This window comes from Streptomyces sp. NPDC104106, from assembly GCF_055584345.1.
The window spans coordinates 160,032-172,593 of record NZ_JBVJMF010000010.1 but is presented as its reverse complement, the minus strand read 5'-3'; the positions used below and the strand labels follow the sequence as shown (position 1 = coordinate 172,593).

Sequence of the window (12,562 nt, the reverse complement as noted above, 5' to 3'; positions counted from 1 at the left end):
ACCCGGAATGGCGGTCACCCAGCCAGGAGCCAGGCCCTGCATCCACTCCACGAACTCGGCGCGCAGGCGCCCGGCAGCGTCGGTGGGCGGCGGCGCGGGGCGGGTGAGGTTCTCCCATCGGGCGATGGCGGAGGCGTACGCTCCCCATCGCCCGTCGGTTCCTCCGCTCCCGGGGCCGCCTCCGCCCACAGCGGCAGGACCACCGCCGACAGGGGCGGTCGCCAGCCCTTGCCCGGACGGCGGCCAGGAGTTCCGGTGTCGCTCGCCCTCGGGGTGGGCAGCAGCGACGCTGCCGCGCTCGGCAGCGTCATGTCCCCGTTGCCGTGCCGCTGGTTCGGCGAGCCCTTGATCCCGTCCGACGCCTTCGGCGTGGGCAGTAGCCACTCCACCTCGTCGGCCAAGTTCGGGCCGTGGCCGCCGCTCTTCCTCTTCGACGGGTGCTGGGAGCCGCCGTTCTTGCCGATGTTGCTCGTCGGGGTCTTGAACAGGGTGCTCGGCGGGCCAAGCGGTGAGGAAGGTCCGCTCGCGACGATGGGGGGGCTCCGACGTCGGAGGCACGAAGCACGAGCCACCTTGCGTCGTACCGGAGATCGGCCAGGGAGCCGAGTACGGCACCAAGTGCCCGCACAGGAGGCTGGGTTGGGTCGTCTCCCAGACACCACGGGCAGAATTCCACGTCGCCAGGGGAACCGGCGGGCGAGGTGAGGAGTCCGCGGACATTCTCGATCACCACCAAGCAGGGGCGGAGGGCTTCGACCGCACGGGCGACGTGCAGCCACAGCCCCGAGCGGGTGTGGGGGTTGAGCCCGGCCCGACGGCCGGCGACGGAGACGTCTTTGACAAGGGAAGCCGGCCGTCAGGACGCACACCCGGGGCACATCGGCCCAGTTGACGGCGGTGATGTCCTGCAGATTGGGCACGCCGGGCCAGTGCCGGGCCAGGATGCGCGCGGCGTCGGGGTTGATCTCGGCGTGCCAGGCCAGGGTGCCGCCGAGCGCGGTCTGGACCCCGAGGTCCAGACCGCCGTAACCCGAGCAGAGCGAGCCGATCAACGGCATTCGCGCGGTGGTGGTTTCCATGTCACCGGCCACGTGTGATTCGGTCCGAGGGGGCCGCGACCGCCGTGCTTACGCCGGGCGATGGCGCCCCCGGAGCGGGCGCGGTGATCGCAAACCGGCTGCGGGCAGCCGGGAGCCGATCGGACGGGGGAGAGACCGTTGCCGATGCGGAGCGCAGGGAGTTGGCCCCGTCGTGCAGGGCTGCGTCGGCGGTGGCGAGTGCTTCCTCCATCACCCGTGCGGCGGCCTCCCGGGCATCCCTGGCGTCGGGCTGGTCGCGCAGACTCTCGGTCTGGTTCCGGAAGGCGAGTTGGCCGGCCACCGCTCCCAGGGCGGAGGCGGCTTCGTTCGCGGGCTTGACGGTGGCGGCGAGGCTGGTGATCACCCGGGTGGTATGGGGCGCCTCGTCCTGGTCGGTGGCACGGAAGAGGACCTCGTCGCCCAAGTCGGTGATCAGCTGTCCGAGTTCGGGGATCTGGCGTGCGACAGCGACGACATCGGGTGAGCGGTGGGGGTCTGCGGGCACCGGCAGTTTGCTGCGCTGGGCGCCGAAGGCGGAGGCCGTGGCGTGCAGGGCCAGGGCGTCAGAGATGGGGGTGTTGTCCACGGGGCGTTCCAGAGGTGAGTTCGGACGGTTGGTCTGGGGCTGTGGTGAGGGCGAGTCAGCCGTGGGTGCGCGAGGGGGATCGTGCTGCTGACGGCTTGGCGGCAGCGCCTGGGCGTTCCGGCGGCCGTGCGGCCGGTCGCGGAGTGCTGCGGGCGAGGGCGGCACGGACTCGCGCCGTCGGCGCTTCCTCGGTCGGCGGCGCGAGCGGCGTCGGCGAGGGATGGCCATTCGCGGCTTGCCAGCGAGTAAGCACGTCATCGAGCGGGCCAAGCGCGTGCAGCGCATGGCTGATGAGCCGACCCGGGGCCAAGGACTCGTTCTCGGCCAGCGCGCGGATGGCGCGGGCGGAGGCAGCGGCCGTGCGGGTAACGGAGGAGCGCATGACCTGTTCGCCGAGCCACTCAGCGCTGCCGGGGCCGACGCCGTCGCAGATGGCGGTGAGCTGTTCGGTGGTCAGCGTGCCGTCGGCGAGCCGACCGCGCCGCTGGGCTTCCCACAGCACGGTGATCCGGTCGATGGGCTCGCCGCGGTGGTGCAGTGCGCCCAGGCAGCGGTAGAGCTGGACATGGGCGGGGTCGTCGAAGTCGCTCGGTCGCAGCCAGCCGACGACCTCGTCCATCGCCTTCGGCCGCTCGACCAGGACCGCCAGCAGGAACTGCTCGTCCTCGGCGACCTGGTCTGCCCGTACCGGCGGCGGCGCGACGGGAGCCGTGGAGGGCGGCGGGGCCGGGGCGACCGGGCGCGGTTCGGCCCCCCAGCGACGCGCGAGGTCACCGAGCACCCCGGCCAGGACGTCCGCATAGCGCAGCGCTCCCTCCACCTCGCCCTGGAGGGCGTCAGCGCGGGCTGCCTGGTGGAGGCGGATCGCGTGCTCGGTCACGGTGCGGTGGATCGCTCCCTCCAGCACCATCCGGCCGTACACCGGGGCGTGCTCGGGGCGCGGACAGGCCGAGATCAGGGTGTGGGCGTATGCCGCGGTCAGCCCTCGGACGTGGTGGCTGGCCTCGTCGACCGAGTCGGTCACCCAGGACAGCGGCACCGGTTCCTTGGTCGCCACGGCGGGGTGGCCCTCGATCCTGAGCTTGCGCAAGGCGGCGAACAGCGCCTGGTGGACCGGCCGGTAGAAATGATCCGGCGCGAGCCAGTCGAGGTGCGATAGCTGGCCGGGGTCGAGCAGCACCGAGCCGAGCACCGCCTGCTCGGCACTCAGCAGCGGGTTCATCGCCGCCGCCCGGGGCGGGGAGCCGGCGGATCGTCCTGCTGCGATCGGAGATCGGCGATGGCCTGGTCGGCGGCGGCCATCGCGGCGGCGAAGCGGTCCAACTCGCCGGTGAACGTCGGATCGGTGGCGAGGATCGAGCCTGAACCGGTGACCAGCCACCACTGGCCGCCGCGCCGGACGACCGGTGACCGGGCGAGGCGTTCGGACCGCGCCAGAGGGGAGGATGGAGTGCGCGAGGACACGAGCCCGGCGCCGAGCGAGAGCAACTTGAGTGTCGCGGTGCTCATGCCGACAGCCCGAAATCGTCGCGGCCCAGTGACTTGGCGATGGCCCGCTCCGTGATGGCCTTCGTCGCCCGGGCCGAGGCCGGACCGACCACCTTGGCGGCGGGCTCCTTGTACCAGGGCCGCAGGTCGAGCATCGCCACCCGGATACCAGTGGCGAGCAGCAGCGCATTCCCCTTCGGGAGCGCGCGGATTGTGTCGGGGGGCAGGATCCGCTCGGTGCGCATGCTCACCGAGGTGGACTTGCCGCCGTCGCTGGTCGACACGGACGTGGTCTGCACGTCGTGGTCACCGACCTGCCTGCTGAGACGGTCGGCGAAGTCGGCGTCGTCGATGCCACTCCCGATGATCTTGATCGTGGCGGCGGACCAGAGTGCATCCATGCCCGCCTCACCCCAGCACCGCTGGCCCTGCCGGTAGGACTGCAGGATCGTCATCGGGATCACGCCCCGTGAGCCCAAGTGGCTGTACAGGTCCGGGAGATCGGAGATCTTGCACACGTTGGCGGCCTCGTCGAGGACGCACAGGGCAGGCGGGTCGAGCCGCCCGCCGGAGCGCTCGGCGACGACCACGGCCGCGCCCATCACCGCGTCGGCCGCCGCGGCGATGATCGCCGATGCCGAGCCGCCGCCGTCCTTGCTGAGCAGGTACAACGTGTCGCGGGAGGTGGCGAACGCGGAGGGCTTGAACTCGGGAAGGCGCTTGCTGGGGGTGACCCAGGCGGCGACGTCCGGGTCGAGCAGGCAGCTCGCGTACTGCCGCGCGGTCTCATAGATGCCGTCCCGCGTTTCCGTGGCCCCGCTGACCGTGCCCTGGAGCTGGGCGGCGACCGCCTCGTGGCCGGCATCGGTGAGCAGGTCCACCGGAGTGCGGTCAGCAGGGGAGGCGAGCCAGGCCAGGACATCGGTGATCGGGCGCCGATGGCTGGCGGCGGCCAGGAACAGCGCGCCCAGCGTGTTGCTCGCGGCGGTGGACCAGAAGTCGGAGCCGCTGGATTCGTCGACGCTGGCGGCGACGAAGTGCCCGGCCAAACGTTTCGCCCCGGCCAGGTCGCGGGCGTCGGCCAGGATGTCCCACCACATCTCGCGCGGGTGGTGGGCGATCTGCTGCGGGTCGAGCGTCCAGACCGTGCCGACCTTGGCGCGGGCGTCCACTGTCGCGGTGAAGGCGTCGTTCGCCGCCTTGTTCGAGGTCAGCAGCACCGGGCCGGGAGCGGCGAGGATCGCGGGGATCGCCAGCCCGGACGTCTTGCCTGAGCGCGGGGCCATGATTGCGACGATCACGTCCTCCCAGGAGGCGCGGACCTCGGCCCGGCCCGGGGAGTGCGTGCCGAGGAGGATCCCGCGGTCGGCGGGAGTGACCTCTTTCTGTTTGAGACCGGACAGGCTCGGCCGCAGGCTCTTCGCCTTTGCGGTGATCTCCTTGTCCATCAGCGGGGCGAGATCCTGCTTGCGGGCGAGGCCGTTCTTCGCGCCGCCGCGCAGCCGCAGCCACAGGACCAGGCCGGTGACGGTGAGGCAGGCGGAGAGCAGTGCCGGGACGAGTCGCGCGCTGACCATCAGGGCGGTGGAGCTCAGGTGCGGCCACAAGACGTCGGGGTGCAGCAGCGCGTCGGTGGCCTTGAACGGCGCCCAGGGGCCGGTGCCGACGAGAGCGTTGGTGAGGTTGCCGGTCAGCCAGGCGAGGGAGCCGAAGGTGATGGCGGCGCCGAGGACGCCGAACAGGAGGTAGAGAAGCGCGTCGGAGCCGGTGGTGGTCGAGGGCGCGCTGGTACGCGGGGCGGGCATGGCGGATCCAGGGAGGCAGAGCGGACGAGACGAAGCGAGGCGGGGCGCGCGGCGCTCTTCTGCTGGTCATCGGGGCAGCTCCTGTTCGGGGAAGGGGGCGTGGGTGGGGGTCAGGCCGAGGTCATCGGGTGCGCGTCGGCCGGGGCGGTGGTGCGCTGGCAGGTGGTTCGGATGTCGCGCCAGCGGAGGGCGTGATCCGCTGGATGGCGGCGTGGCTGGCGCGCTGCAGGTGGGTAATCACGGCGTCTACCTCGAAGGGGAGTGGCTAACGGGCGCCCGGGTGATCGAACTGTCAGAGAGAGGATCGGCAGAATCCGCGATTTGGCCGGGCCGAAGATGGGTGGTAGGCGGCTGCGGTCACCCCGGCGCGTCGACGCCGTGGTCGTAGGAGAAGTTCGCGCGGGCGGGGCGGGCGAAGTGGGCGTCGTTGTGTAGCCGGGCCTAGCGGCCGTTCTGGCCGATGACGGTGGCGACGATGTCGAGTCCGTCCGTCGTATTGCGCAGGGCCGCTCACCGGCAGGCGGCCGGATCCGTCCGGCTCGATGCCCGTGGCGTCGAGGACCTTACACGTCAGCTCGAACCAGTTGGCTGTCATCAGACGTCGCGGACAGCGCCGCTGTGCTCGTACTGCTCGCGTACGTTGAATCCAGCGCGCACGGTTGCGCGAGGCTGTGACACACCATGGTGTCAATGAGCCGAAGGAGGCGGCCGCGCTCTTCGGCGATGTGAAGGCCCGGGGCAAGAGACCGTGGCTGGCAGAGCTACGGACCGTGCTGTCCTTGTCCTGGTGCTACTCCCCGGGTGGCCCTCTGACTGGTACGGTGCTTCAGCTTTCGTGCTCGTGCAACCAGTAGCTCTCATTCATCAAGGGATCGGGGAGCAGATCCGGCTCGATCACGGTGACGCGGCCATTCTCGGTTCGCCACTCATTGATCTTGGCACGTGCTTGCTTCACCTGCTCGCACTGGTCAGCGGACAGGTAGAAGGCGTTGGCCTTGATCTCATCGTTCAGTTCGGCGGCGTCCTCGAGGCGAAGGGGCAATGCCGTGCTCACCGCCAAGTACCGCTCAACCAGTTGGGTGATCTCCTTGCGATCTCGGCGGGGCATGAGCGAGGGCAGGATGGTGATGTCACCGTCTGAGCTGTAGCAGACGACGACTGCTGCTGGTGCATCGCTGTCGAGATACCGGATGGCGTTGTTGAACCGGCTCCCACGTGAGGCGTCTCCATTGCCGTTCGCGGTGCCGTCAAGGATCACACCGATCGCATGGCAGCAACCCTGGGTATCGACGAGGACTCCGCCGTCCATGTTGGTCAACTGGGAGAGGAGTTGTGGTGTGAGGCGGATCGGCTCGGTGCGCGCGGCCTGCGGGGCAAGCCTTGCCGCTTCGCCCGCGGCGTCGCTGGAGATGATCAGCATCGCACCATGGGTATGCTTGCTGGCCGCCATGGCGAGGCCGTCGAGGGTGCCGGTGTTTGCGTCGGGCAGGAGCCGGGTGATGACGTCGTGCAAGTAGGCGGTGTCGAGGGTGGGCACGGGCAGCCGCGGCACGCCGTCCTGCGCCGAGAACAGGGTGGTCCCGGCTCGGGACAGACGCCAGCGCCCGCCCTTGTCGATGTCGATCTCGAAGATGCTCCGGCGGGCGTGTTCATCGCTGTCCGTCACTGTGCCAAAGCCGTAGACCTGGTGGTCGTCCATCAGCAGTGCGAGGTCTGAGCCACTGGATTCCAGCAGCTTGCGCATGTGCCGAGCCTTCGCCAGGTGAACGGGGGTATGCAGGCGCAGGACGACATCGACGGCGGGGGAACCCTGTGGGGAGATGACCAGCCGCCCGGCACTGGGGGGCCTGCCTTCGTATAGCAGCGAGGCGATGTTCCCAAGCTGTTCGGCCGTTTCCGCGCCGCCCGCGTGACCTGCCAGGTCGATCGCTGTGCGGAGCATACGCTGCAGGGCCCGCTGCCAGATCTCTGGGAGGCCGTAGCCGATTCCGCCGGGTATGTGGCCGGCTCCGGGCAGGTAGAGCTCGCGGTGTGCTTGGTCAAGCAGTTCGAGGATGATTGCATCCACAATGGACGGTGAGGCTGGACCGTGCCATTCGTTCATCTCCTCCAGCCGCGGCACCTGCTTGAGGGCATTGGTGTCGATACTGAGAACGACGTGTACCTCGTAGTCGTCCCTGCGTGCGGACGGTGAGGCGAAGAAGGCCCTGCCGGCGGATGCGGCATGGGCGCCGAGCCGATCCTCAATGGCTTGGGCGCGCAAACGGTTGCGTAGCTTGTCTTGTTTCTCTTGTCTGAAGTGCGGCGCGCTGTAATACATGTCGCGGTCAGGGTGCTGACCGTATAGGTCTGCGGCGCGGTCGAGCACGCCGTCGAGATCGGACGGTGCGTATGGGCCGTCTTCTGGCTCGATGCACACGGGGTAGGCGTGCTGCCCGGATGTCTCGAAGCCGATGAGTATGACCCTGGGGTGGCCTGCGAACCCGGTCCGTTCCAGAAGCCGCTTGGCCTCCAGTTCGACGAGGATCGCAAAGGAACGCTGGTAAGCCCACATGAACTGGGATATGAAGTCGCTGTTTCCCACCTGGTTGCCGTTCTGGAAGCTGCTTGTGCGCGTAGGTCGCTTGTCCCCTGTTGGTCAGGGCGCTGTGTCGGCGGTCCTGGCCTGCTCGTACGTCGCGTGGTCGGTGGCTTCACTGACAAGGACGAGGTCCATGTCTCCGGCGGTGAAGCGGTCGGTGTAGTAGCGGCCAGTCATCGCCTGCGGGGCGGAGCCGCTGACACTGAGCCGGCAGGCGCCGGTGTGGCGGGGGCTGCGCTGCTGATAGGCGGCTTGTGGGGTGTTCTCGTACAGGAACCTCAGCTCCGCGATGCCAGAGCCGTCAGTCTTCTCGATCGCGGCGTTGGTGGAGCGGGAGCTGCTCTCCGCGGTGCGCAGCGTGGCGTGCAGGGTCCAATAGGACTGCTCGATGGTCAGGTAGGCGCGGATCGGACCGCTGTTTCCCCCAGCTGGGATGTGGCTTGCAGAGCTGGGGCTGAGTGTGGTGCGCCAGGTGCCTCCCAGCTTGGGGTGGCCGGTGAGGCGGTGAATGCCAGGCCAGCGCCACGCCCACTTGTCGAAGATGACCACCAGGTAGCCCAGGAGCGAGGGGACGTAGGCCAGGGCGTATTTCAGTTCCTTGTCGGGGTGCAGGCCCAGCAAATAGAGGAGGACTCCATAGACGGTGGACGCGGCGGTGGCGCCCCAGCGTATTGACTGTGCCGTGGACATCATGCGATTCCGTAGTTGAGGTAGTGCCGTGCGGCTTCGAGCAGGTCGCGAGCGTCTTGAATCTTCCACTTTTGGCCGTCCTGGAAGACCTTCTTCATCTCGTTGGGCTCCCACATGGCGCGCCAATTGCCCCAGAACGCGTGCACGTCCTTGCGTAGATGGGCGAGGGAACTGCGGAAAGCGGCGTCCAGAGAGTCGCTCACCAGGACCTGGTCGGGAACGTTGTAGATGAGGCACTCCATGAAGTACGACGGCAGCGCGTCGAGGTGCCCGAGTCGGGTGAGGTCGTTCTCGACGGCTTTCAAAGCGCGGACGGCGAACTTGTAGCGGCGGTTGGTTCGACGGTTCTTGTCTCGGCCGTTGTCCAGTTGCTGCGCGGGCCAGTTGACAATCTTCCCGCCGTCGCGGGTGTAGACGATGCTTCCCTCGTCCCACTGGGTACAGTCCGCGTTTCGGTACTGCCGGAAGGCGAAGCAAGGCACCACGTCGATGCTCGGGCGGCTGCCGGCGACCTCGGGGACGTAGAAGGCCACGTTGCGGCTCGCGTCGATGTCGCCGAACGCGGCTTTGAGTGCCAGGGCGAGCTCGTCCCGGAGATGGCCGGGCGTCCAGGGTCCGCAGTAGTCGTTCCGCAGTCGCCAGGCCCAGAAGTTCCATGCCGGGCCATAGGCGTGAACATAGGGGTCGTTGAGCTGCACCTTGATGTCGACATCGCTGTCGTAGCGGACGTTGGTGTTGTTGGCGTAGGAGCCCTTGGCTCCAACAGAGACGTCCAGACCGGCGAATGCCGGGTGCCTGGAGATGGCGGTACGCACCATCCGCTCGGCACGCTCAAGGCGTTCCGTTTCGGCCGGACTGGGCGGCAATATCCACTTCTGTAGCATTGTTGTGCGGTCAGCATCAGAAAGGCGCATTGTTCGTTTCCCTATACTTGGGTGACCGCACCTGCGGTGACTGTCTGTGCGTCTCGCCGAGATTACGCGCCCCCACTGACATTTAGCTTTGTGCTTGGCCCTCCGGGATCTTCGGGGGCTGCGTAGGGTGCGTCGGGTCCGGTTCTTCCAGCACGGCTGCATCAATGATCGAAGCGTCTGTTCGCAGGCTACTTCTCCACGCTGATCGTGACGGCTGGTCGAACCCGGGCGTGCTGCTTCCCGGTCTCCGAGGCAGTCGGATGGGGTGCGGCGTCACCGTTCCTCACAGGGCATCTGCCGGGCGGGGACGCCGCGGGTGCTTTTCGGAGGAGGTGTCGTGGAACTGCTCCAGGGCCCTTCTCTATGCCGAGCAGGCCCGCGGCCAGGCTGATTCTGCTGGAGCCAGCTGTCGATGAGTGGGCGCCGCTTCGCAGATTCACGCTGGTCGATGCCCAGGTCAGCGGGCAGGTTGGTCCCTCGGGAGGTGTCGGCGTCCGGCACCGGCGTCAAGCGGCTCAGGCAGTCAAGATGGCGGATCCCCTGTGAAACACGTGGGGGATCCGCCGCATATGGGCTGGCCGGCCTGATGCAGCCGGGTCTGTCAGATCTGCAAGATCAGGGCTTCCACCTGGCTGAGCGTCGTGACACTGTCCTGAGCGGCGTCGCGTACTTTCGCGAGTTTCTCCATCCATTCGATCCGCTGGTCCGCGGGCAGTGTGTCCGCGTTCAGCTGGGTACGCAGGCGACGTGCTTCCTCAAAGTCCGCCAGCAGGGCGTGTGCTGAGTCGACTGCTCGCTGGTAGCTGCCTTCGGCGAGCTCCACGCGGGCGGGAAGCTCTCGGCGCAGGGAGGCCAACGTGTCCCTGGGGTCGGGCGGCACCTCTCCGTGGAAGGTGTCCCGGTCGGCGCCCGAGCTGTCGCCGCTGGCTGACGAGTCGCCCGTGGCGTCACCGGTGGTGCTGGTGAGCAGAGCACGGCTGAGCTCGACCGGGAAGATCTCGTCGAACCATGCTTTGTCGGCGACGTACGAAGTCGGACGGCCTTCTGTGTCCGGGGCGAGCACCATACCGGCCACGATCGCGGTCTGTTCGTCTTCGCCCCAGTCCCGCTCGCCGTAGCAGATGGGGCGCCGGCCATCGGGCCTCTCGGGCGGCTGGGTTGCGTCCGGGTGCTCCAGCACGGCTTTTGCGAAGGCGAGAAGAAGTTCCCTGCTGAGGTTCGGGGTCTTCTCGCTGTACGCCAGCGTCAGGGCGGCGAGGGCGCTCTTCGGGGTCCGGCGCACGCCCTTGCGGCCGTCGCCCGCTTCGCTGCCCTGGCCCGGTGTGATGAAGGGTTCGGGTGCGTGGATCAGTGTCGGCGCCATCCGCCGGACTAGAGCGGCCCACGCGGTGGCATCGCCGCCTTCCGCGCCCAGGAGCAGTTCCTTGAGGGGCCTCGGGTCCTGCCCGGAGCCGTCCCTGGCCTCCGGGACACCGAACATCCCCAGCGCGGAGAGGATGTTGCCGCGGTGCAGGTACAACTGGGCGACGGCAGCCGACCACAGCCGGGTGCGGTCCTCGGCAGTCTTGGCCCGGATCTGGCTCCATGCCGGCTCCTGCAGCGTCCCCTTCACGATCGGCCAGTACGGCCCGGTGTCGCGCACTGTGCGTTTGCCCGTCTGCGGGGGAGCGGGTGGGAGTTCCGGGAACACGAGCGCGGTGATGGCCCGGACGGCGATGTCTCGCAGAGTGACGGGAGAGACGTCCTCGCCTGTAGGGAGCAGCGGCTCCAGCGGGTCGAGCGGTCCGTTGGCGGTAAGGGCGTCGCGTACGCCGTTCAGATCGAGCAGGTCCGCCCCTCGAGCGCTGGGAAAGGCGCTGGTGAGCACCGCCTGGAGGCGGTTCTCCCGGGCATATGAGTCGACGAGGGTGGCGAACAGGGCGATCAGCCGTGCGTCGTCCTCGTAGGGCTGGATACCGCGCAGATGGTCGTTGACGTTCAGGGCCCGCAGAACGTGTTCCAGCGCCGCCGGCCTGCTGCATCCGATGACGATCTCCGACGCGACCGTGGCGATCTTGCCGGCCCGGACCGACGGATCTTCCGGAACCGTCTCCGGCTTGGCGCTCTCCTCGTTGAACCGCCACGAGATGCGGTTTAGGACCTCTCGCTGGCTGAGCAGGAGCAGCGTGGGATCGCTCTTCTCCTTGCGAACCGGGACGAGCGACTGCGGCATTCCGGTCACCAGGTACTCGGCGCGGACGCCGAAAACCTCAAGCCGGGAGCGGGCGCGGTTGTTGCCGGTCACGGCAGCCATACGCCACAGCCGGTTCACACTGCCGTCGGGATTGCAGATCTGCCACTGTTGAAGGACGTTCATTCCCTTCGTCAGCTGGCCGGCGTCGACGAGGGACTCTGTCAGGTCGTAACCGCGCCTCTTGCCGGCGCGCTCCAGGCTGTCGGCGGCGTATCGCTGGAGGTGAACGGCCACGTCGTACGGCTGCTCGGTGAGCGTGAGCGCCGACTTTGCTTCACCGTCCTCTTCCACCGCGCGCACCACGGGGCGCGGCCGTCGCCCGCCGAGCGCCGAGAGCAGGGCGGCGCGCTTACGCCCGATCTCCTTCACACGCCGCGCGGCCTGCGTGACTTTCTCCTCGGCCGCGGCGAGTGCCTGGGCGGTGAACGTCTCGTCGCCCGGCGCGCGACGGCGGGCCTCACGCTCCTTCTCGGCAGTCTTCAGCGCCTTGTCCGCCTCCAGTAGCGCTGCTTCCGTGGCGACGAGCGCCTCAACACGCTCGGTCGCCTCCGGGCTGGGCGGGGTCCAGGTGCTGACAGTACGGTCGTTGAGGTCCCAGGGGACGACAGCAGCACCGTGTACGTCGCACATCAGCAAGAGCACCTTGTCGGTGCCGGCCTGTACGAGCCGGTAAGCGGTGGGCTTGAGTACCTTCCTCCCGCGCTGGGTGGCTACGAGAGCCTTGATCTCGGTGTCGCCCAGGGCAGTGGCGAGACCCTCGATGACGGCCACGCGAGGGGGAGGCACGACTCCTTGGTCCTCACAGGTGTTCTCGACGGCGTCGGCCAGACGCTGGGCGTAGGCGTCGTTGCTGATGTACGGGAAAATGCCATCAGGTCGTTTGGTGACCACGGGTGTCTTCCTTCCGCCCGGCGCTGCCGGGCGAATCACACGCCCCCGTACCTCGGGAGCGTCACACGCGCCCGAGGATCAAGCCTCGCGCCAGCGGAATGCAGACCGACACCACTGCAGGATGCCTGGCTGTTCCGCCCCGTACAGTCCAACTGTCAACGTCCGAGGAAGGATCAGCCCGAACAGCGCCCCGTGTGGCGCTTGGACATTTCGCAACCAGTTCCTGCTCCGCCGTCGGCGGCATGAGGCGGACGCCGGTGATGAACCACCGACGTGCGGGAGGGAATCTGCCATG

Annotated in this window: 9 protein-coding genes and 1 pseudogene; all 10 read right to left on the bottom strand. The window is 68.5% G+C overall.

Annotated features, from left to right (window positions below; all coding sequences use genetic code 11):
• Positions 1–307: 307 nt before the first annotated feature.
• Entirely contained in the window at positions 308–775 is a 468-nt protein-coding gene (locus ACZ60X_RS24145) for a hypothetical protein (RefSeq protein WP_469602392.1), read from the bottom strand.
• Positions 776–896: 121 nt separating this feature from the next.
• A pseudogene (locus ACZ60X_RS24140) lies at positions 897–1,058 on the bottom strand (DNA cytosine methyltransferase); the annotation flags it as partial.
• Between the two features lie 22 nt (positions 1,059–1,080).
• On the bottom strand, positions 1,081–1,665 hold the full coding sequence (locus ACZ60X_RS24135; protein ID WP_469602003.1) for a hypothetical protein: 585 nt from the start codon (positions 1,663–1,665) through the stop codon (positions 1,081–1,083).
• A 55-nt stretch (positions 1,666–1,720) separates the two neighbouring features.
• Positions 1,721–2,887: a DnaB-like helicase N-terminal domain-containing protein gene (locus ACZ60X_RS24130; RefSeq protein WP_469602000.1), complete on the bottom strand. Its 1,167-nt coding sequence runs from the start codon at positions 2,885–2,887 to the stop codon at positions 1,721–1,723.
• On the bottom strand, positions 2,884–3,174 hold the full coding sequence (locus ACZ60X_RS24125) for a hypothetical protein (RefSeq protein ID WP_469601998.1): 291 nt from the start codon (positions 3,172–3,174) through the stop codon (positions 2,884–2,886). The genes ACZ60X_RS24130 and ACZ60X_RS24125 overlap by 4 nt, the downstream gene beginning before the upstream one ends.
• On the bottom strand, positions 3,171–4,958 hold the full coding sequence (locus tag ACZ60X_RS24120) for a type IV secretory system conjugative DNA transfer family protein (RefSeq protein ID WP_469601995.1): 1,788 nt from the start codon (positions 4,956–4,958) through the stop codon (positions 3,171–3,173). The genes ACZ60X_RS24125 and ACZ60X_RS24120 overlap by 4 nt, the downstream gene beginning before the upstream one ends.
• 826 nt (positions 4,959–5,784) lie before the next feature.
• The gene (locus tag ACZ60X_RS24115; protein WP_469601992.1) at positions 5,785–7,542 is read right to left on the bottom strand and encodes a hypothetical protein; all 1,758 of its coding nucleotides are present in this window, start codon (positions 7,540–7,542) and stop codon (positions 5,785–5,787) included.
• Positions 7,543–7,596: 54 nt separating this feature from the next.
• The gene (locus tag ACZ60X_RS24110; protein WP_469601989.1) at positions 7,597–8,232 is read right to left on the bottom strand and encodes a Cap15 family cyclic dinucleotide receptor domain-containing protein; all 636 of its coding nucleotides are present in this window, start codon (positions 8,230–8,232) and stop codon (positions 7,597–7,599) included.
• The gene (locus tag ACZ60X_RS24105; RefSeq protein ID WP_469601986.1) at positions 8,229–9,143 is read right to left on the bottom strand and encodes a nucleotidyltransferase domain-containing protein; all 915 of its coding nucleotides are present in this window, start codon (positions 9,141–9,143) and stop codon (positions 8,229–8,231) included. The genes ACZ60X_RS24110 and ACZ60X_RS24105 overlap by 4 nt, the downstream gene beginning before the upstream one ends.
• A 601-nt stretch (positions 9,144–9,744) precedes the next feature.
• On the bottom strand, positions 9,745–12,267 hold the full coding sequence (locus tag ACZ60X_RS24100) for a hypothetical protein (RefSeq protein ID WP_469601983.1): 2,523 nt from the start codon (positions 12,265–12,267) through the stop codon (positions 9,745–9,747).
• Positions 12,268–12,562 lie beyond the last annotated feature (295 nt).

Coding starts and splice junctions, on each gene's coding strand:
- ACZ60X_RS24120 (WP_469601995.1), bottom strand. CDS start 4,958: ATGCCCGCCCCGCGTACCAGCGCGCCCTCGACCACCACCGGCTCCGAC.
- ACZ60X_RS24105 (WP_469601986.1), bottom strand. CDS start 9,143: ATGCGCCTTTCTGATGCTGACCGCACAACAATGCTACAGAAGTGGATA.
- ACZ60X_RS24130 (WP_469602000.1), bottom strand. CDS start 2,887: ATGAACCCGCTGCTGAGTGCCGAGCAGGCGGTGCTCGGCTCGGTGCTG.
- ACZ60X_RS24125 (WP_469601998.1), bottom strand. CDS start 3,174: ATGAGCACCGCGACACTCAAGTTGCTCTCGCTCGGCGCCGGGCTCGTG.
- ACZ60X_RS24110 (WP_469601989.1), bottom strand. CDS start 8,232: ATGATGTCCACGGCACAGTCAATACGCTGGGGCGCCACCGCCGCGTCC.